Origin of the sequence: Photorhabdus australis DSM 17609, assembly GCF_000711895.1 — a bacterium.
Taxonomy (GTDB): Bacteria; Pseudomonadota; Gammaproteobacteria; order Enterobacterales; family Enterobacteriaceae; genus Photorhabdus; species Photorhabdus australis.
Genome location: NZ_KL543985.1, coordinates 207957 through 229861, shown reverse-complemented (window position 1 = coordinate 229861; position 21905 = coordinate 207957). Strand labels below are relative to the sequence as shown.

17 protein-coding genes are annotated in these 21905 nt (G+C 41.7%); 14 read left to right on the top strand and 3 right to left on the bottom strand.

Translation table 11 applies throughout. From position 1 onward, the window contains the following. The first annotated feature begins 192 nt into the window (after positions 1 to 192). The 6 genes from BO26_RS19565 to BO26_RS19535 all read left to right on the top strand — a co-directional run bounded on the left by BO26_RS19565 (position 193) and on the right by BO26_RS19535 (position 4900). On the top strand, positions 193 to 1158 hold the full coding sequence (locus BO26_RS19565; protein WP_157835584.1) for a hypothetical protein: 966 nt from the start codon (positions 193 to 195) through the stop codon (positions 1156 to 1158). 11 nt (positions 1159 to 1169) lie between these two features. After that, positions 1170 to 1769 carry a hypothetical protein gene (locus BO26_RS19560; protein ID WP_036774441.1) on the top strand — a complete coding sequence of 200 codons (600 nt, stop codon included), beginning with the start codon at positions 1170 to 1172 and terminating at the stop codon, positions 1767 to 1769. Between the two features lie 297 nt (positions 1770 to 2066). After that, the gene (locus tag BO26_RS23615; protein WP_036774439.1) at positions 2067 to 2309 is read left to right on the top strand and encodes a hypothetical protein; all 243 of its coding nucleotides are present in this window, start codon (positions 2067 to 2069) and stop codon (positions 2307 to 2309) included. Between the two features lie 180 nt (positions 2310 to 2489). Beyond that, on the top strand, positions 2490 to 3065 hold the full coding sequence (locus BO26_RS19550) for a hypothetical protein (protein ID WP_036774438.1): 576 nt from the start codon (positions 2490 to 2492) through the stop codon (positions 3063 to 3065). 693 nt (positions 3066 to 3758) lie between these two features. Next, positions 3759 to 3968, top strand: a complete 210-nt coding sequence (locus BO26_RS19540) for a YbfA family protein (protein ID WP_015835109.1) — start codon at positions 3759 to 3761, stop codon at positions 3966 to 3968. A 188-nt stretch (positions 3969 to 4156) separates the two neighbouring features. Further along, the gene (locus tag BO26_RS19535) at positions 4157 to 4900 is read left to right on the top strand and encodes a type 2 GTP cyclohydrolase I (protein WP_036774436.1); all 744 of its coding nucleotides are present in this window, start codon (positions 4157 to 4159) and stop codon (positions 4898 to 4900) included. Between the two features lie 353 nt (positions 4901 to 5253). Here BO26_RS19535 and BO26_RS19530 read toward each other — a convergent pair whose 3' ends face one another. Continuing rightward, the gene (locus tag BO26_RS19530; RefSeq protein WP_036774435.1) at positions 5254 to 6537 is read right to left on the bottom strand and encodes a citrate synthase; all 1284 of its coding nucleotides are present in this window, start codon (positions 6535 to 6537) and stop codon (positions 5254 to 5256) included. Positions 6538 to 7408: 871 nt separating this feature from the next. Here BO26_RS19530 and sdhC point away from each other — a divergent pair. The 8 genes from sdhC (at position 7409) to sucD (ending at position 17173) form a co-directional block, all read left to right on the top strand. Continuing rightward, entirely contained in the window at positions 7409 to 7798 is a 390-nt protein-coding gene (sdhC, locus tag BO26_RS19525) for a succinate dehydrogenase cytochrome b556 subunit (RefSeq protein WP_015835106.1), read from the top strand. Beyond that, positions 7792 to 8139, top strand: coding sequence for a succinate dehydrogenase membrane anchor subunit (sdhD, locus tag BO26_RS19520; protein ID WP_036774434.1), 348 nt, complete (start codon positions 7792 to 7794; stop codon positions 8137 to 8139). Before sdhC ends, sdhD begins: the two co-directional genes overlap by 7 nt. Then, positions 8140 to 9906, top strand: a complete 1767-nt coding sequence (gene sdhA, locus BO26_RS19515; protein ID WP_036774433.1) for a succinate dehydrogenase flavoprotein subunit — start codon at positions 8140 to 8142, stop codon at positions 9904 to 9906. Positions 9907 to 9943: 37 nt separating this feature from the next. Beyond that, a complete protein-coding gene (locus BO26_RS19510; protein ID WP_036774432.1) occupies positions 9944 to 10660 on the top strand; it encodes a succinate dehydrogenase iron-sulfur subunit in 717 nt (238 codons plus the stop codon). A gap of 264 nt (positions 10661 to 10924) precedes the next feature. Then, positions 10925 to 13732 (top strand): 2-oxoglutarate dehydrogenase E1 component, encoded by a 2808-nt coding sequence (gene sucA / locus BO26_RS19505; RefSeq protein ID WP_036774431.1) that lies wholly within the window; start codon positions 10925 to 10927, stop codon positions 13730 to 13732. Positions 13733 to 13746: 14 nt separating this feature from the next. Further along, entirely contained in the window at positions 13747 to 14970 is a 1224-nt protein-coding gene (odhB, locus tag BO26_RS19500) for a 2-oxoglutarate dehydrogenase complex dihydrolipoyllysine-residue succinyltransferase (protein WP_036774430.1), read from the top strand. A 161-nt stretch (positions 14971 to 15131) separates the two neighbouring features. Further along, positions 15132 to 16298 (top strand): ADP-forming succinate--CoA ligase subunit beta, encoded by a 1167-nt coding sequence (gene sucC, locus BO26_RS19495; RefSeq protein WP_036774428.1) that lies wholly within the window; start codon positions 15132 to 15134, stop codon positions 16296 to 16298. Further along, complete coding sequence (sucD, locus tag BO26_RS19490) at positions 16298 to 17173, top strand: succinate--CoA ligase subunit alpha (RefSeq protein ID WP_036774427.1); 876 nt, start codon at positions 16298 to 16300, stop codon at positions 17171 to 17173. Before sucC ends, sucD begins: the two co-directional genes overlap by 1 nt. Positions 17174 to 17435: 262 nt before the next feature. Here sucD and BO26_RS19485 read toward each other — a convergent pair whose 3' ends face one another. Both BO26_RS19485 and BO26_RS19480 read right to left on the bottom strand, forming a co-directional pair. Next, entirely contained in the window at positions 17436 to 19223 is a 1788-nt protein-coding gene (locus BO26_RS19485; protein ID WP_036774426.1) for a Hint domain-containing protein, read from the bottom strand. A 731-nt stretch (positions 19224 to 19954) separates the two neighbouring features. Then, the gene (locus BO26_RS19480; RefSeq protein ID WP_051691066.1) at positions 19955 to 21724 is read right to left on the bottom strand and encodes a Hint domain-containing protein; all 1770 of its coding nucleotides are present in this window, start codon (positions 21722 to 21724) and stop codon (positions 19955 to 19957) included. Positions 21725 to 21905: the final 181 nt, after the last annotated feature.

Genomic DNA, 21905 nt, shown 5'->3' with positions numbered 1-21905 from the left:
AGCGAGGTGAAGAAATTCAGTGATGCGGATTTTCCTCACTGGATGGGGTGGCAGTTGATAGATGATGACAGCGACAGCAATAGTCAGTGCCATTCCCCGACGTTACTGGCCGAACTTAACGCAGAAACCGAGCCACGAGCAGACCTGAGTTACACGATTTGTCATTTTGCGTTTGAGTGGGATGCTGAGATCGTGGACACCCGTTTTAACTGGCTGAAATTGCCTAATGATGTGCTGGATGAGCCGATGTCGGAGGAGGACTGGGATAAGTTTATCGCTCATGTTAAGGCGCTATGTATTGATATGGCAGGATTACCATCCGGCAAGGTGTGGCATTTTGATCCGAGGAGGTTTATTACTCACTTTAGGAAGTGTGGGTGGTTAGGGGAAGGAGATTTAATTAGAGTTATCAGAGAAAGTGTTAAAAATAGCAAGACACATAAAGAGGGAGACTTTTTAAGTAAAGAGAGTGTTATGACTCGTATTTTACAAAGTAAAAATAATAAAGATAATGTGATTATCCGTCCGGAAAATATAAAAGAGAGCTTATCCAGAGTTATTACTAATTATGGTTTTAATCTTTCGTCTTTAAGAATTGCACACTTTTTATCCCAAATTTTTTGTGAGACGGGTCGGTTGGAAGTGGTTGTTGAGTATGGGTTAGATAATTATTTTAATAAATATGAACCCAAAAAGGATTATGCTGGTAAAGAAATGAATGATCTGGCAGGAACATTGGGAAATACGCTTGTGGGGGATGGAAAACGATTTAAAGGAAGAGGGATTATACAAACGACTGGCAGAAAAAATTATGAGCTTTACGGAAAATATAAAGGGGATGCTGAAAAATTCTTGACAGATGCAGGAGCTGCCACTCTTGCCAGTAATGCCTATTATGCTTGTGATACGGGCGGATTTTATTGGATACATAAACAAAGGATGAGAGAACATAATGGGAGGAGAATATCCTGGGGGAGTTTAAGTCTTCATTATTGGGCTGATAAGGGGGCTTCATATGATGATGTAAAAGCCATTACTAAATGCGTGAATGGCGGTGATCATGGGTTGGATGATGTCAGATGGCCTTGCTTCGAGCATGCATTATATGCATTAAATGACTCTATCGTAAAACCCAATAATTTTAAGCCCATAGAATGATGGTGAATTATATGAAATTGAATATGTTATTTGCATTGATATTAACTGCACTTTCATTTTCTGCTTATGCAGAAAAGATAGATTACTGTTATACCATTGAATTTGACAGCGGGGTTTTTAATTTAAAATCGTTAAAAAAAGCTTCTGTTAAAAATGATTGTAGATATAATCTAGTGCCTCTTGTTTACAATGGGGTAAAAGATTATTTTAATTTGTCTGGTGCGGCATATCCATCAGGTGGCATTGGTTATATAAAATGGGATGATGTAAGTAAAAAATATAGCTATGACATAGATGAAATAAATAATTCATTAAAAGATTCATATGGTAAAAATAATAAATTTAACTATGTTTTTAATATGAAATATAAGGTGGAAATAAAAACATTCCCTCGGCGTAAAGGTGCAATGGTTATGTCAGATATCATTTTTCTTGATAAGAAGGATAAACCTTATAGTGTGATGAGAACATTGTTTTTTTATTCTCAAGATAATTATGCCGCTGAGTATTACCCCGACCCAATAAAATATTCGGATAAAAAAAGAATTGATTTTTTAAATAAGGTAACAGATTTATTTATGACAATGACGATTAATTGTGATTTTAGCTAATAGATTAATCTGTATTAAATTATGCCTGGTATGTGCTGAGATATTTAACAGGCATAGTTAGTAACTGTAAGTTAATAGGAGGAGAAGAATATGATTCGGTTTATATCTTTATTACTGTTTTTTTACTTTGTTTTTCTGTGAGCAGAGTGTTCTCTGCAACAGAGGATATATTTTTCTGTGTAAGATCAGAATATGGCATTTTGATCCGATGAGATTCATTACTCACTTTCTACTCATTATTGGTCAGACCCGAGAAGAAAAAAAGTTAATAGACGAACCGGTAGAGAGGAAACATATGTGGATGAGTCACTAGATAAACAATGGTATCCACTATTCGATCCTGATGATATCTCATCAAATGAATATTTTTCTATCGATTCGGGTGGTTTTCACTGGGTGTCTAAAGAACATAGAAACTCTAGGCAAGAAGCATGGAAAACTAGTATAAATAGGGTGTGTGACCAAGGGTTGAATAATGAGTCTATTGGATGTTGTTCTATTTTAGTTAATGGGGGAGCGAATCCCCGGGAGCATAGATGACTATGTGACCGGGGTGAGTGCAGCCAACAAAGAGGCAACTTGAAAGATAACAAGTATATTTATATTTGTCAGATATGTTAAAGACATCTGAAATAGAAACTATATCTGTTAGAAGAGGAAATCGAGAGATAAATGTAATTGTTGACTACGCCAGACAATCACGATCATTGAAGGTATAATATGAAGAAAAATATTTTCACGGTTTTGTTGTTTATTTCTTTATCTGTACATGGAGAAGAGGCTTTATTACCACCCGCTGTTAGCAGAATGGTCATGCATAGTATTTCTTCTTATATATCAAGAGACTTTTCACCTTTGCCTCTTTCAATTGTTAAATATTCTGAGATATCTAAAGGTGTTCAAGAAAACGGTTATAATGAATATTATATTTATAATGGAAAAATAAATAAGATATATAGTAAGCCAGACTGGTATATAGTACCGTTTTTATACAGCACTGAGAACAAAGAAAAAAAAGGAGAGGGATACGCACGTTGTAATATGGTTGCATTTTCAGATAATCAAGTTTTGATTCCTGAGAAAAAATTTAAATCTAAATATGCTGGAAATTATTCATCATGTTTTGGTTATAAACTAGTTAGGGTTTTTCATATGAGAGATTTAACATGGATCGTCGGTGAGGTTGGATATGAGTCACCTCAAAGTGGGATATCTGGTGAATGGTTCTCCTATGATTATTATTTTTTTGATAAAAAAAAGAGGCTTTCTGTTTTGATGATAATCTACCTAAATTAATTAATAGTAAAGATAAGTTGGAAATAAAATTAATAGGATATGTACCTAACTATGGTCAATGTAATAGTATCATCAAACATTAATTATTTATTAAAGGAAAACCAAAATGAATTTATGCTAATGGAACTCCACATAGTTTACATTCGGTCTACGGGATTTAAACCCCTAATGATGGATATAACGTAGGATATATAACAATGGGATCTCTAGATTGTAATGTGATTTGGCTTATATTTAGAGTCATGTATGAAGATACAAATTTAAATTCAAATGAAATATATGAAGCTTATTTTATCTCCAAAAATAAAAACAAGTTCTGTTATTCGGAATGGATTACTAGATTGATTAATAAAAGCAATAGGTTTGATGTTAACAAAGCGATTATAGGAGATCTTGATTTTGACGATGACTATTAGCCAGTCAGGAATCAAAACGCCGGACTTTGGTATTGTTTATTACTAATATTTTCACTTGTCGTTAATAAAATGTTCATAATTTGTTTTAAATATTACATTCTTATCATATTTTTTGTAATGAAATTACATATAGTGGAAAAAATAACGATAAATAACACTAAAAAGGGGGATTGAAAGTGGTAAATTTTCATTTTATCCGATAAAATTTTAGACAATTTACAGGTTGTTGTTTTTGAGGTTCTGCAAAAAAGCGGAGTCTTTTTAAAGGAGGGTCTATATGTCTGTATATCGTAAATACCCTTGGCATCAGGTTCTCTTACGTCGTATCAGTGCTGTGACGTTAGGTGTGTTGGCGCTACCGGTTATGTTGTTCCGCCGTGATCGCACGCGTTTTTACAGTTATTTATACCGTGTATGGATAAAAACCAGTGATAAGCCAGTATGGTTAGCGCAATCAGAGTTGGTTATTACAGTCAGAAATAATTAATGTTTGGTTAGCGGGAAATCAGGTTAACTTGGTTTTCCGCCGTTGATAAATAGTTTGACGCCTTGTCCGTTGATTCTGGCAAGGCGTTTTGTTTTATCAGAGATCAGAAAAATCAATTAAGCCTATTTACTATAGCGGGTGTGGATGAGTATGTTACTTCCACGCAATTAAAATATAGGACGGATATGATGCATAATATTGAACTGGAAAGCGTAATTAATGAAGAATTGCATATCAGAGAGTTTCAGGATTATGCGCCCAATGGCTTACAGGTTGAAGGGCGTGCTCATATTCAGCGGGTCGTTACTGGTGTTACAGCTTGCCAGGCTTTATTGGATGAAGCAGTTCGCTATCAGGCTGATGCGGTTATTGTTCATCATGGCTATTTTTGGAAAAATGAGCCGGTCGTGATTCGTAATATGAAACGTCATCGTCTGAAAACGTTACTCAGTAATGATATAAATTTATATGGCTATCATCTGCCGCTTGATGCTCATTCATTACTGGGAAATAACGCACAACTGGCTCATAAGATTGGAGCAAAAGTTGTTGGACTAATTGATACATTTGTACCACATGGTGAATTTGAACAGCCAATGACGCCAGCAGAGTTAGCTACACGTATTGAACTGGCGCTTGGCCGCAAAGCGTTGCATGTGGGCGATAACGCACCCGCAGAGATTCGCACTCTTGCCTGGTGTACCGGTGGTGGCCAGAGTTTTATTCAGCAGGCGGCTGAATTCGGTGTTGATGCCTTTATTACCGGTGAAGCTTCAGAACAGACGGTTCATATTGCCCGTGAAATGGGATTGCATTTTTATGCCGCTGGTCATCATGCTACTGAACGCTATGGTATTAAGGCTTTAGGTGAGTGGTTGGCGGATAATTATGGGTTAGATGTCACTTTTATCGATATTCCAAACCCGGTTTGATTCGGTTTATGCGTTAGTCAAAAATAAGCGAAGCCCACCGAAGGCGGGCTTCAAAGTTTTTACAAACTTTTTAAAACTAGCATTGTTCTATCCGCTTCATAGAATTGTGAATTTTGATCTCAGTGATCCAGCTACACACGCAAGCGGGGGCTACGTTCGATAATTTAGAGAACAGGGTCGTTTAGTACCTGCTCTTAAAACGAGCATACACAAGGAAGATAGTGAGATCAATTTTTAGATGATTTCAGTAGTGACTGTATTACCGGCAAATTTTACCGAATAATTTGCCCAATTAAATGAAAGCTCTAACTCTCAGGTTAGAGCTTTGCCCTTATCGTAATTGGATTTAATTATTATTTTTCCAACTGGCTTTTGAAATCGCGCTGTGTATAGCCAGTGTAGAGTTGACGAGGACGGGCGATTTTCACACCGTCATCATGCATTTCGTTCCAATGGGCGATCCAGCCGATGGTTCGGGCAATTGCAAAAATGACAGTGAACATCGTGGATGGAATACCCATTGCTTTCAGGATGATGCCAGAGTAGAAATCCACGTTCGGATACAGTTTCTTCTCAATAAAATATGGGTCGTGCAGAGCGATACGTTCAAGCTCCATAGCAACTTCCAGCAGACTGTCATTCAGCCCGAGCTCATCTAGCACCTCGTGGCAGGTTTCACGCATAACTGTCGCGCGTGGGTCATAGTTTTTGTAAACGCGATGACCAAATCCCATCAGGCGGAAAGCGTCGTTTTTGTCTTTGGCGCGTGCAATAAATTCAGGAATGTGTTCAACCGACTGGATTTCTTCCAGCATACGTAAGCAAGCTTCGTTTGCTCCACCATGGGCCGGTCCCCAAAGTGAAGCGATACCCGCGGCAATGCAGGCAAATGGGTTAGCACCGGAAGAACCCGCAGTGCGTACTGTAGAGGTAGATGCGTTCTGTTCATGATCGGCGTGTAGAATAAAGATACGATCCATAGCACGCTCTAGTATAGGGTTCACCTTGTATTCTTCGCATGGTGTGGAGAACATCATGTGCAGGAAATTGCCTGCATAGGAAAGATCATTGCGTGGATAAACGAATGGCTGACCAATAGAGTATTTGTAGCACATTGCTGCTACTGTTGGCATTTTGGACAGCAGACGATAGGCAGTAATGTCACGGTGGCGCGGATTGTTCACATCCAGAGCATCGTGATAGAAAGCAGCCAAAGCACCCGTAACACCACACAATACTGCCATCGGATGAGAATCACGGCGGAAACCGTTGAATAGACGATGGATCTGTTCGTGGATCATAGTATGGCGAGTAATGGTTTTTCGGAATTTATCAAACTGCTCTTGTGTTGGTGTTTCGCCATACAGCAGGATATAGCAGACTTCCAGGTAATTGGATTTTGTCGCCAGTTGGTCGATAGGAAAACCACGGTGAAGTAATACGCCTTCGTTGCCATCAATGTAGGTAATCTTGGATTCACAAGATGCTGTTGAAGTAAAACCAGGGTCGTAGGTAAAAAAACCTTCGGAGCCGAGAGTACGAACATCGATGACTTTAGACCCCAGGGTAGGTGTTAGCACATCCAATTCAATAGCAACTGTACCATCTGGGGTTAGCGTTGCTTTGTTATCTGCCATTACAGTCTCCTTAGCGCTTTCATTTTTATAACTATTAACAACCGAGGCGGAAAGACACGGTGTAAAGTCTATCTCATCAGGCTATTCTGTTTGCCATTCTTTGTGGTCAAGAGCGGACCTGAGCAGTGCTCTGCCAAAAGTGGTAACTTTTGAATGCACCTTAGTGTGGTCCGCGCAAGTGAGCGATTTATCAGAGAATCTCTTCTCACATACTGCCGTACATATTCAGGTTTCTGCACGCAGTAACGCCCATAATTTATTGACCAGAATGACCTACGCCAATGATGCCTATTGGAATAGGCTCTTATACTGTGTCTCCATGACATTGTGTTACCGGAGAAAATCTGAAATCAGGTCAATATCACATTTAAGGCTGAAATTTCACCCCGGGCAACAATGGCTTTTAGGTTGTTAGCGAGTTTTTGAGTGTTATGTTTTATGTCCTGACTACAAAAACAATTATGATTTGTGCGGACTACACAGTTACATAACTTTAGCTTTTCGGGAAGTCTTTCCTCTTATCGGAAATCAATCTCAAAAGTGTTTTCAACTATATATGTAAGATAAATGTTTAAAGTTTGTCAAACAAGATAATTAATTTTGTGCAATATGTTTGAATCGTGATCTTAATCACTGTTCAGTGGAAATGTAGCTAATCATATTGTGTTGGAATTGTAATAATAATGTGAAGCACATATACTGCCGCCAGGTCTCCGGATTACCCTGCTGTAGGAGCACCCAGCGTAACCAAATCACAACATTTTTTAACATGAAGGATCTATCGCTTGATTAAATGTTGTGTCTTTGTATCCCCTTATCGCTGTCTGATTTCCGCCCAGGTCCGGAGGAAGGAAAATAATAAAAGAGCTGTGTGGGCAAAATTGTGAAAAAACAAAGACCTGTCAACCTTGATTTGCAGACGATACACTTCCCAGTCTCTGCAGTAGCCTCGATCTTGCACCGTGTCTCTGGCGTCATCACTTTCATAGCAGTAGGAATTCTCCTCTGGTTGTTAGGGATGTCTCTTTCCTCGCAAGAAGGTTTTCAGCAAGCCGCCGATATTATGACGAGCTTTTTTGCTAAGTTTATTGTGTGGGGTATTCTGACCGCACTGGCTTACCATATTTGTGGAGGTATCCGCCATCTGTTGATGGATTTCGGTTATCTGGAAGAAAACCTAGCAGTCGGTAGTGCTTCTGCCAAAGTGGCAATCGTGCTTGCTGTTATTTTGTCGATTTTGGCTGGAGTACTGGTATGGTAAGTAATGCATCTGCATTGGGTCGCACGGGTATCCATGATTGGTTATTGTTGCGCGCGTCCGCAATCATTATTGTTCTATATGTTATCTATATTTTGGGCTTTGTTACTGTAACGTCGGACATCACTTATGAAGTCTGGCGGAGTTTCTTTTCATCATCCATCACAAAAGTCTTCACGGTGCTGGCACTGTTTTCCATTCTGGCTCACGCCTGGATTGGTATGTGGCAAGTACTGACTGACTATGTAAAGCCGCTGGCACTGCGTTTGGTGTTGCAACTGGCGATTGTCGTTGCACTGATGGCTTACTTAATTTACGGAACAATTGTGGTGTGGGGTGTATAGATGAAACTGCCAGTAAGAGAGTTTGATGCAGTCGTTATTGGTGCGGGTGGGGCTGGTATGCGCGCCGCACTGCAAATTTCACAGATGGGATTATCCTGTGCTTTGATTTCTAAAGTATTCCCAACCCGTTCTCATACGGTATCCGCGCAAGGTGGTATCACCGTTGCGTTGGGCAACTCCCACGAAGATAACTGGGAATGGCACATGTATGACACGGTGAAAGGTTCTGACTATATCGGTGACCAGGATGCGATTGAATACATGTGTAAGACCGGTCCAGAGGCAATTCTGGAGCTGGAACACATGGGATTGCCATTCTCCCGTCTGGATGACGGTCGTATTTATCAGCGTCCATTTGGTGGCCAGTCAAAAAACTTTGGTGGTGAACAAGCCGCACGTACAGCTGCAGCAGCAGACCGTACTGGTCATGCACTGCTGCACACCCTGTATCAGCAAAACTTAAAAAATCACACCACTATTTTTTCTGAATGGTATTCGTTGGATCTGGTTAAAAATCAGGATGGCAGTATTGTTGGTTGCACTGCTATCAGCATTGAAACTGGCGAAGTCGTTTATTTCAAAGCGAAGGCAACTATTTTAGCGACAGGTGGTGCTGGCCGTATTTACCAATCTACAACTAATGCCCATATTAATACCGGCGATGGTGTAGGTATGGCGCTGCGTGCAGGTGTACCTGTGCAGGATATGGAAATGTGGCAATTCCACCCAACCGGTATTGCAGGAGCGGGTGTCCTGGTAACAGAAGGTTGCCGTGGTGAAGGTGGTTATTTGCTCAATAAGGATGGCGAGCGCTTTATGGAACGTTACGCGCCAAACGCCAAAGATCTGGCTGGTCGTGATGTGGTTGCACGTTCCATTATGATCGAAATCCGCGAAGGTCGTGGTTGTGACGGTCCTTGGGGCCCTCATGCTAAGTTAAAATTGGATCATTTGGGCAAAGAGGTGTTGGAGTCTCGTCTGCCGGGCATTCTCGAACTGTCACGTACTTTCGCTCACGTTGATCCGGTAAAAGAACCGATTCCGGTTATTCCAACTTGTCACTATATGATGGGGGGAATCCCGACTAAAGTTACTGGTCAGGCACTGACTATTAACGAGAAAGGCGAAGATGTTGTTATTCCGGGCTTGTTCGCTGTGGGTGAAATTGCTTGTGTATCGGTTCATGGCGCAAATCGTTTGGGTGGTAACTCGCTGTTGGACTTAGTGGTGTTTGGCCGTTCTGCCGGTTTGCACCTGAAAGAGTCTCTGATGGAGCAGGGTACCAGCCGCGAAGCCAGTGAATCTGATATTGAAGCATCAATGCAACGTTTGAACCGTTGGAATAACAGCCGTACTGGTGAAGATCCAGTTAAAATTCGTAAAGATTTACAGGCTTGTATGCAGAACAACTTCTCTGTATTCCGTGAAGGTGATGCAATGGCGAAGGGTTTGGAAGAGCTGAAAGTTATCCGTGAGCGTCTGAAAAGTGCACGTTTGGATGACACCTCGGCAGAGTTTAATACCCAACGTATTGAGTGTTTAGAGCTTGATAATCTGATGGAAACGGCATTTTCTACAGCTGTTGCTGCTAATTTCCGTACTGAGAGTCGTGGTGCTCACAGTCGTTTCGACTATCCGGATCGTGATGATGCGAACTGGTTATGTCATACCCTCTATCTACCGCAAACTGAAACTATGACTCGTCGTAATGTCAACATGCAGCCAAAACTGCGTGAAGCATTCCCACCGAAAGCGCGTACTTACTAATGAGTTGCTGAATAATCCAGTTGCGGAGGAATAGATTATGAAACTTGAATTTTCGATTTATCGTTACAACCCGGATGTTGACAGCGCTCCTCGTATGCAGGATTACACGCTGGAAGCAGAAGAAGGGCGTGACATGATGTTGCTGGATGCGTTAATCCAGCTTAAAGAGCTGGACCCAACACTCTCTTTTCGTCGTTCTTGCCGCGAAGGTGTTTGTGGTTCTGATGGCCTTAACATGAATGGTAAAAACGGTCTGGCCTGTATTACACCTGTTTCGGCTTTGCGGCGTGGTCGCAAGAAAATTGTTATCCGTCCTCTACCCGGTTTACCGGTTATCCGTGACCTGGTTGTCGATATGGGGCAATTTTATGCACAATATGAGAAGATTCGCCCATATTTGCTGAATGATGGTAAAAACCCGCCGGCTCGTGAGCATTTACAGTCACCTGCACAAAGGGAAAAACTGGATGGTCTGTACGAGTGTATTCTGTGTGCATGTTGTTCAACATCTTGTCCGTCATTTTGGTGGAATCCGGATAAATTTATCGGACCTGCGGGCTTGCTGGCAGCTTATCGCTTCCTGATTGACAGCCGCGATACTGAAACAGATTCACGATTAGATAATCTGAATGATGCTTTCAGTGTCTTCCGCTGCCATAGCATCATGAACTGTGTCAGTGTGTGCCCTAAAGGACTGAATCCGACAAAAGCTATCGGCCATATTAAGTCTATGTTGTTAAAACATAGTGCATAATTGGTTCGCCCTCCGTGAAGTTTTATCTGCGGAGGGCACAAAGAATTAAGAATTGTGAGTTGCCAACTGCGAATGATGACTAAAGCTTTGAGGCAAGGAACCTTTAAAAACCATTTAACGGTTTTCAAAGGTTCCTTGAAGGGTTCCGAAACCCAAAATAGAACATGCATAAAGCACGTCCAAATGAACCTTTTATCGATACCGCACTTAAGCGGTCAGTTAACCACGGCGAAAACTAAAGCTTTTAAAGCTTAAGGGATCACAATGCAGAACGGCGCAATGAAGGACTGGCTAGATTCGAGCTTCTTAGCTGGTTCAAACCAGTCTTACATAGAGCAAGTCTATGAAGACTATATAACCGATCCAAACTCCGTTGATGCAAGTTGGAAAGAAATTTTTCAACAATTGCCGAATGCGGGACTACACGGTGAACAACTCCACTCGCAGACGCGTGATTACTTTCGCCGCCTTGCGAAAGATACTACGCGTTATCACTCATCTGTCAGCGATCCGGCAATGGATGCAAAACAAGTTAAAGTTTTGCAGCTTATTAACGCATTCCGCTTCCGCGGCCATCAAAACGCTAATCTTGACCCGTTAGGATTATGGAAACAGGATAATGTTCCTGATTTAGATCCTGCTTTCCATAATCTGACGGAAGCTGATTTTGCAGAAACATTTAACGTAGGTTCTTTTGCTATCGGCAAAGAAACGATGAAGCTGGCTGATTTGTATGAAGCGCTGAAACGCACTTATTGCGGTTCTATCGGTGCTGAGTACATGCATATCACCAATACGGAAGAAAAACGTTGGATTCAGCAACGTCTGGAATCTGTTACTGTCAGCTCTCAGTTTAGCGCAGAGGAAAAGCGGCGCTTTTTGGCAGAACTGACGGCAGCCGAAGGCTTGGAACGTTATCTGGGAGCGAAGTTTCCGGGAGCGAAGCGTTTCTCTCTTGAGGGTGGTGATGCCCTAATCCCAATGTTGAAAGATCTTATCCGCCATGCAGGTAAACATGACACACGGGAAGTTGTGCTGGGGATGGCTCATCGTGGTCGCCTAAATGTTCTGGTTAATATCTTAGGTAAAAAACCCGCTGATTTATTTGATGAGTTTGCGGGTAAACATAAAGAACACCTTGGAACTGGCGACGTGAAATACCATCAAGGTTTCTCGTCTGACTTTGCAACCGAAGGTGAAAAGGTTCATTTGGCACTGGCATTTAACCCATCTCACCTTGAGATTGTCAGCCCGGTGGTTATCGGTTCAGTGCGCGCCCGTCGTGATCGCTTGGATGAAGGCCGTAGCAATATGGTTCTGCCAATCACTATCCACGGTGATGCTGCGGTTACTGGTCAAGGGGTTGTGCAGGAAACCCTGAATATGTCTCAGGCTCGCGGTTATGAAGTTGGCGGTACAATTCGTATCGTAATCAACAACCAGATTGGTTTTACAACGTCTAATCCGAAAGATGCCCGTTCAACACAATACTGTACCGATATCATCAAAATGGTACAGGCACCCATTTTCCACGTTAATGCAGACGATCCAGAAGCGGTGGCATTTGTTACCCGTCTGGCTTTAGATTTTCGTAATGCCTTTAAACGTGACGTAATGATCGATCTGGTATGTTACCGCCGTCATGGCCATAACGAAGCTGATGAGCCAAGTGCCACTCAGCCAATGATGTATCAGAAAATTAAGAAACACCCAACTCCACGTAAAATCTATGCGGATAAGCTGGTTGCTGAGAATCTGGTAGCAGTCGATGATGTGATTGAGATGGTTAATCTGTACCGTGATGCTCTCGACCGTGGCGATTGTGTCGTTGAAGAGTGGCGTTCAATGGGGCTGCATTCCTTCACATGGGAGCCTTATCTCAATCACGAATGGGATGAAGAATATCCACATAAAGTCGATATTAAGCGTTTGCAAGATCTCGGCAGACGTATCAGCTCTGTCCCTGAAAAAGTGGAAATGCACTCGCGAGTCGCAAAAATTTATCACGACCGCGCAGAGATGGCGAACGGCGATAAACTATTTGACTGGGGTGCGGCAGAAACGTTGGCTTATGCGACTTTGGTTGATGAAGGGATTCCGGTGCGGTTGTCTGGTGAAGATGCGGGCCGTGGTACTTTCTTCCATCGTCATGCTGTTATCCATAATCAGGCTAATGGTTCTGTTTATGTTCCTCTGGAGAACGTTCATAACGGTCAGGGCGCATTCGATGTTTGGGACTCTGTTCTGTCTGAAGAAGCGGTATTGGCGTTTGAGTATGGTTATGCCACAACGGAACCTCGCGCTCTGACAATCTGGGAAGCACAGTTCGGTGATTTTGCTAACGGTGCACAGGTGGTTATTGACCAGTTCATCAGTTCTGGTGAGCAGAAATGGGGCCGTATGTGTGGCTTGGTTATGCTTCTACCTCATGGCTATGAAGGTCAGGGGCCTGAACACTCTTCCGCTCGTCTGGAACGTTATTTGCAACTGTGTGCAGAACAGAACATGCAGGTTTGTGTGCCGTCCACGCCGGCTCAGGTCTATCATATGCTCCGCCGTCAGGCTCTACGCGGTATGCGTCGTCCGTTGATCGTGATGTCACCGAAATCATTGTTACGTCATCCATTGGCTGTATCCAGTTTGGATGAATTGGCTAACGGTAAATTCCAGACGGTGATCGGTGAAGTTGATGAGTTAGATGCGAAAGAGGTGAAACGGGTTGTGCTCTGTTCAGGTAAAGTTTACTACGACCTGCTGGAACAACGCCGTAAAAATGAACAAACAGATGTTGCTATTGTACGTGTTGAGCAACTGTATCCATTCCCTCATCAGGATGTTCAGTCAGCACTGGAACAGTACGCCCATGTGCACGATTTTGTCTGGTGCCAGGAAGAGCCATTAAACCAAGGGGCCTGGTATTGCAGTCAGCACAACTTCCGTGAAGTGATCCCGTTCGGGGCTTCTTTACGTTATGCAGGTCGTCCTGCCTCTGCTTCCCCGGCAGTTGGATATATGTCAGTTCACCAGCAGCAACAGCAAGAGCTGGTTAATGACGCACTGAACGTCGAATAAATAAAGGATAGAAAATGAGTAGCGTAGATATTCTGGTTCCTGATTTGCCTGAATCTGTTGCTGATGCCACTGTTGCAATCTGGCACAAAAAAGAGGGTGACTATGTTGAGCGTGATGAAGTACTGGTTGAAATCGAAACGGACAAAGTTGTACTAGAAGTCCCTGCCAGTGAAGCAGGCATTTTGGAGGCCATTTTAGAAGTTAAAGATGCAACAGTTCTGTCTCGTCAGCTTCTGGGTCGTATCCGTTTGGGGGATAGCACGGGTAAGCCGACAGAAGTTAAAGAGAAAACTGAAGCAACTTCAGCAAAACGTCAAACTGCGAGTTTAGAAGAAGAGAGCAATGATGCGCTCAGCCCGGCGGTTCGTCGCCTGATTGCAGAACACGATCTTGATGCCAGTGCGATTAAAGGTAGTGGCGTTGGTGGACGTATCATCCGTGAAGACGTGGAAAAATACTTGGCTAATAACGAAAAAGCAGATAATCCATCATCAGCAATTCCACTTTCTCTTTCTACTCAGGATTCTTTGTTGCCACATCGTAGCGAAAAACGGGTTCCGATGACTCGCCTGCGTAAGCGCGTGGCTGAACGCCTGTTAGAAGCAAAAAACAACACTGCGATGTTGACAACGTTCAACGAAGTTAACATGAAGCCAATTCAGGATATGCGTAAGCAGTATGGTGATGCGTTTGAAAAACGTCACGGAGTACGTCTGGGCTTTATGTCTTTCTATGTAAAAGCTGTGGTTGAAGCATTGAAACGCTATCCAGAAGTGAACGCTTCTATTGATGGCACTGATGTGGTTTACCACAATTATTTCGATATCAGTATTGCCGTATCTACACCGCGTGGGCTGGTAACACCAGTATTGCGTGATGCGGATGCGTTGAGCATGGCTGATCTTGAAAAACGCATTAAAGAGCTGGCTATCAAAGGCCGCGACGGCAAATTGACTGTGGAAGAGCTGACTGGCGGTAATTTCACGATTACCAATGGCGGTGTATTCGGCTCTTTAATGTCTACACCAATCATTAACCCACCTCAGAGTGCGATTCTTGGCATGCATGCCATTAAAGATCGGCCAATGGCGGTTGATGGTCAGGTAGTGATCCTTCCTATGATGTATCTGGCACTGTCTTATGACCACCGTCTGATTGATGGACGTGAGTCTGTAGGCTTCCTGGTGACCATCAAAGAAATGCTGGAAGATCCCGCACGTTTGCTGTTGGACGTATAGCAACATAATAGGGCAGATACGCGCTAATATCTGCCCGGTCTGAAGTAAACAAATGTATATGAACAGCCAATCTTTAGAGATTGGCTATATCCAGAGCAACAAAAAAATAAGGGAGCAATTCGCTAATTTGCTCTTCTCAGACTAACTATGGATAGAACATCATGAATTTACACGAGTATCAGGCAAAACAGCTTTTTGCACGGTATGGTTTGCCCGCTCCGGCTGGTTACGCCTGCACGACACCGCGTGAAGCAGAAGAAGCTGCATCTAAAATCGGCGCTGGCCCCTGGGTGGTTAAGTGTCAGGTTCACGCTGGCGGTCGCGGTAAAGCGGGCGGCGTGAAAGTGGTTAACAGTAAAGAAGAAATTCGCGCTTTCGCTGAACAATGGCTGGGCAAACGTCTGGTCACTTACCAAACAGATGCGCAAGGACAGCCTGTTCGCCAGATTTTGGTAGAAGGGGCAACTGATATTGCGAAGGAGCTGTATCTTGGTGCTGTGGTTGATCGTGGTACGCGTCGTGTAGTGTTCATGGCCTCTACTGAAGGTGGCGTTGAAATTGAAAAAGTTGCGGAAGAAACCCCGGAACTGATTCATAAAGCCATCATTGACCCACTGGCTGGCCCTATGCCTTATCAAGGGCGCGAACTGGCGTTTAAACTGGGTTTAACCGGTAAACAAATTAGTCAGTTCACCAAAATTTTCTTAGGATTGGCAAACCTGTTCCTGGAGCGCGATCTGGCTCTGGTTGAAATTAACCCATTGGTTATCACGACTCAAGGTGATCTGATTTGTCTGGATGGCAAATTAGGCGCTGATGGCAACGCACTGTTCCGTCAGGCTGAACTGCGTGAAATGCATGACCCATCTCAGGAAGATCCGCGTGAAGCTCAGGCGGCACAGTGGGAACTGAACTATGTCGCACTGGATGGCAATATTGGCTGCATGGTAAACGGTGCGGGCCTGGCAATGGGAACGATGGATATCGTTAAATTGCATGGTGGTGCACCAGCAAACTTCCTTGATGTAGGTGGTGGCGCAACTAAAGAACGTGTTACAGAAGCGTTTAAAATCATTCTGTCAGATGAAAATGTGAAAGCGGTATTGGTTAACATCTTTGGTGGTATCGTCCGTTGTGACCTGATTGCTGACGGTATTATTGGTGCAGTGGAAGAAGTTGGTGTTCACGTACCGGTTGTTGTTCGTTTGGAAGGGAATAATGCTGAGCTGGGAGCGAAAAAACTGGCTGACAGTGGTTTAAATATCATTGCGGCAACCAGCCTGACAGACGCAGCTAAGCAAGCAGTAGCAGCAGTGGGGGCAAAATAATGTCTATTTTAATCGATAAAAACACCAAAGTTATCTGTCAAGGTTTTACCGGCAGCCAAGGTACTTTCCATTCAGAACAAGCGATTGCCTATGGCACCCAAATGGTTGGTGGAGTAACGCCGGGTAAGGGCGGTACTGAGCATCTGGGATTACCTGTTTTCAATACCGTTCGTGAAGCGGTGGAAGCAACAGGGGCAACGGCTTCTGTTATCTATGTTCCAGCGCCTTTCTGTAAAGATTCCATTCTGGAAGCTATTGACGCAGGTATCAAACTGATCATCACGATTACTGAAGGCATCCCGACGCTGGATATGCTAACGGTTAAAGTGAAGCTGGATGAAGCAGGTGTTCGTATGATCGGCCCTAACTGCCCAGGTGTTATTACACCGGATGAATGTAAGATCGGTATTATGCCGGGTCACATTCATCAGGCGGGAAAAGTCGGTATCGTTTCCCGTTCAGGTACACTGACTTATGAAGCAGTGAAACAGACGACTGATGCAGGTTTAGGGCAATCTACCTGCGTTGGTATCGGTGGTGACCCAATTCCAGGTTCTAACTTCATCGATATTCTGAAATTGTTCCAGGAAGATCCGCAAACCGAAGCCATCGTAATGATTGGTGAAATTGGTGGTAATGCGGAAGAAGAAGCGGCAGCTTATATCAAGGAGCACGTCACTAAGCCTGTTGTTGGTTACATTGCAGGTGTGACTGCACCAAAAGGTAAGCGTATGGGCCATGCTGGCGCTATTATCGCTGGTGGTAAAGGAACCGCTGACGAAAAATTTGCTGCTCTGGAAGCGGCTGGCGTGAAGACGGTTCGCAGCTTGGCAGACATTGGTGATGCAGTGAAGGATTTACTCGCTAGCAAGTAAATACTGATAAGAAATTCTTATATATGAGGCCACTGTAAAGTGGCCTCAGATCGTTAAAAAAGCTGGTTAAAAATAGTTTTTCAGCATCGAAAATTTCATAATTCATCTTTGCCGATTGATTTTCTCCATTGGGTTTTAATATTCCGTAATGGCTGTTTTTTGATAACCGGATTCTATTCCCAGAGAAAAAAATAATATAAATTCGCTATTTAGAAATGAGTGCTGACTAAAAAAGACAGCACTTTGTTATTAATCTGAGGGATTAATTTGATATCGACACTTTTCTTTGCAGATTATTATCACCAACCAGAATGCCACCGGCAGAAAGCACAGCATCTTCAGGTAATAATTCACTTTGGCTATCTGTCTTTTCTAAGACAAAATTATACACGTTTAATGGTTCTGACTTTCTCTGTTTAACTGAGGTAAGGGTAATTTGGCCATCAAGTGTATGTATTGTATCGCCGACCTTAAGGTCTTCGGCTTTGACTATTCCCTGTGATGTTGAGACAGGATGTGTTGGAGTCAGTGAAATCTGCTCACTATTATTGTAAGTTAAATCAACAAATTCAGTATCGTGACCGACAATACGGCTTTTTACTTGTAAGATACCTCCTTGTTTTGTTAAAACTTTATCACCTGGGCGTATATTTTCGACTTTCCACTTTGAACCGTCAGCCATATCTATTAATGTGCCTTCTGCAATGCAACCATATTGGATTTGAATAGGTGGATAAATGAGTTGTGACGCGCTCTTCTCACTACCGGGGTTATTGGTATAAGAAAACAGGACAGGAAATACGTTATCACCTTGCATTGTTACAATAGTAGCCTGTAGGTCTAGTATATATCTTTCGTTATTTGGCCAGCATATTGGTCCGAAATCAGCGTAACCTGTGTTTTTAGAAAATTCCCATGATAAATTTGTATTATTGCCTTTAATACGATCATTATTGACTTTTTTATGTTTCCAAAATGTATCTTCATTTATATCTCTTGCTAATTTACATGCGCCGCCAGTATCGAGACCGACCAGTGTCAGATCTATCGCTGGTGAAATCCCTTGAGCTGCTATAGGTTTCCTATTTTTATCAATGGCGATAGGGTTCTTGAATGTAACATTACCTATTATTTCCAGCTTGATGGTTGACTGATCATTTGGCTTACCTGGCGACGTAGGACCGTAATCACATTCATCAGGAGCTCCTGGTTCAGGATTTGCTCTATTTAAGCAAACGATTATCGGTTTCTCTTTCTCTGGTGAATTATTTACATAAGTTGGCGCTTTGTTTTCCATACTTTGAGGAAAAAAGTTGCTAAAAGAATTTTCAAGGTCTTGCAGCGGTAGTGACTTCTCTACTATTGGTGCGTTATTGAGTGGTATCCCATTTATTTCCCCTTGGAAAAAGGAAATAGCTTGATACGTATTACCATGTTGTTCAAATGTAGCCAAATTATATTCGGGGGTGGATAGTACAAAGTTCCGTACCCCATTATTCTTTGTACTTTCTTGTACGGATACATGTAGTGTTTTAACATCCTGGTTATCAGAGCTAATAATTGAGAGGCCGCCCTGTAACTTTGCCTTTCCAGCGTTAGTTTCAATTGTATTGCTGTTTGAAATATTAGAACCAGGAAAATATAGGGAAGCAAAAACAGTAGCTGAAATTGATTTGTTATTTTCGGAAAATACTATTCTAGGATGACTAATGTAATTTTTTGGCTTTGTAACCGAATCTGGTATTTCAAGTCGTTTTTTATTCTTAAGTAATACCTTTTGGTGTGCTTTCATAGTTTCGATATCTTCAAAAATATCAGGATGTGTTTGTTCTGTAATATTATGAGATTTTAATAATGCGATATATCCTTTCTCGTTTTTCGGTTGAGTTAAATCGATCAATGTGGGTTCATTAGGTTCAAGATTATTTAAGAACTGAGACATAGCCTGGCTTTCTTCGGCAGATAACTTAATTTGGGTATCCGCAAAGCATGACATTATAGGGGAAAATAGCATGATGAAAAAAACAAGTGTTCTGTTGAATAGAGTCATAATCTTATCCTGTGAAATAATATAGGTTTTGTAAGCAATTAATTACATATACCCTTCATCCTTCAAGTTGCTGCTTTGTTGGCTGCTTTCACTCACCCCAGTCACATAGTTATCTATGCTCCTGGGGATTCGTTCACTTGCCGCCGCGCTGCAACTCGAAATCTATTGGGTATATACTTTATTTTCTAGTCAATATAATATTGATACATTACTGCTTTAAACTGATAATTTGTTAATTTTTTTAATTTACTTTGGAAATTATAAGTAAGATGAGTAGTAAAGATTAAAGATGCCTACTATATAAACTGACCGCCTTTCTGAAAAATTACACTCATTAGTCGAATTCGCCATATATAATGTTTTTACAGTATAGGAAGAATAGATACTAAAGGTAGCGCTATAATCGTTTATATAATTAATAGTTCTTCGTAAAAGATTGTCAAGTTTCTCATGTCAGATTGTTAACCAATACCACTATTTTTCTCGTGGGACTCTTTATTTCACTTTATTAAATGATATTGCAGTATTTCTCTGGCTTTCATTTTAGAGAAAACCGGTTGACGTTGTAGGGCAAAAAGAAGCGCTCCCGGGTAAAGGAGACGATAGAACAGAGTCTTATGGCTGTTTTTCGTTGGCTGGATTTCATTCTCAACCATAAAAATAATACAAATGCGTTACTTAGAAATGAGTGCTGACTAAAAAAGCCAGCACTTTGTCATTAATCTGAGAGATTAATTTGATATCGACACTTTTCTTTGCAGATTATTATCACCGACCAAAATGCCACCGGCAGAAAGCACAGCATCTTCAGGTAATAATTCACTTTGGTTATCTGTCTTTTCTAAGACAAAATTATATACGTTTGATGGTTCTGATTTTCTCTGTTTAACTGAGGTAAGGGTAATTTGGCCATCAAGTGTATGTATTGTATCACCGGCCTTAAGGTCTTCGGCTTTGACTATTCCCTGTGATGTTGAGACAGGATGAGTTGGCGTCAGTGAAACCTGCTCACCATTATTGTAAATTAAATCAATAAATTCAGTATCGTGACCGACAATACGGCTTTTTACTTGTAAGATACCTCCTTGTTTTGTTAAAACTTTATCGCCTGGGCGTATATTTTCTACTTTCCACTTTGAACCGTCAGCCATATCTATTAATGTGCCTTCTGCAATGCAACCATATTGGATTTGAATAGGTGGATAGATGAATTGTGCCGTGTCCTCTTTACTACCGGGGTTATTGGTATAAGAAAACGGGACAGGAAATGCATTATCACCTTGCATTGTTACAATAGTAGCCTGTAGGTCTAGTATATATCTTTCGTTATTTTTCCAGCATATTGGTCCAAAATCAGCGTAGTCTGTGTTTTTAGAAAATTCCCATGATAAATTTGTATTATTGCCTTTGGCTGGATCATTATTGACTTTTGTATGTTTCCAAAATATGCCTTCATCTATTTCTCTTACTTTACATGCCCCTCCAGTATTAAGACCAATTATTGTCAGATTTGCCTCTGGTTTTACTCCATCAACCGCTGTAGGCTTCCCTTTATCATCAATCGCGATAGGGTTATTGAATGTAATATCACCTCTTATTTCCAGCTTGATTGTTGACTGATCATTTGGTTTACCTGGCGACGTAGGACCATAATCGCATTGACTAGGAGCCCCTGGTTCAGGGTTTGCTCTATTCAAGCAAACGATTACCGATTGCGTTTTTGGATTCTTTACATGAATCGGTGCATGGTTCTTCATTGTGTAAGGCTGAAAGTATTTAATAGGATTTTCTAAGTCTATCAGTGTATTTGATATAGTTACTGTTGGTTTTTTACCGATAGGTGTCCCGTTTATTTTCCCCTGGAAATAGGCAACAGCATAAATAGAATCAAGTTGCTTCAAGTCAGCAAGATTATATTCCGCGGTACCTATTGAAAAGTCCCGTACTTCTGTGCCGATTGCCTTTCCATGTGTATTTATAGAAGTTGTTTCTAACTTCCCCTTTTTGTCTGTGCCAACAACTGTGATGCCACTCTGTGAATATGTCCTTAGAGTGTAAGTTTTAATGGTATCGTTGCTTAAAGTAGTAACAGGAGGAAAATATATGGAACTAAAAACCTGAGCTGAAATTGATTTGGAATCTTCGGATAATACTATTCTGGGAATACCAAAATAATTTTCTGGCTCTGTAGGCGGGTTTTCTAATTCAAGCGATTTTCCACTCTCACGTGTTAGCTTCTTCATAAGCTCGATATCTTCAAAAATATCAGGATGTGTCTTTTCTGTAATACCTTGGGAACGTAATAATGCTATGTACCCTTTCTCATTTTCCGGTTGAGTTAAATCGATTGGTGTCGGTTTATTAGGTTCAATCTTCTCTAATAGCTGAGATAGAGCCTGACTTTCCTCGTCAGATAACTTAATTTCTGTATCCGCAAAGCTGGATATTATCGGAGCAAACATCATGATGAAAAAAACAAATATTCTGTTATATAGAGTCATAATTTTATTCCTTGAAATAATAGAGGTTTGTAAACCATGGATAATATATGTTTTATATGATGTCAATATAATATTGGAGCCTCACTATCCACTGAATCTTAAACAGATAGCGTGATAGTACCGTAAGTTAATCTTGAAAGTTATGGGTCAAGATAATAATAAAGCAGCATAATAATTCCCC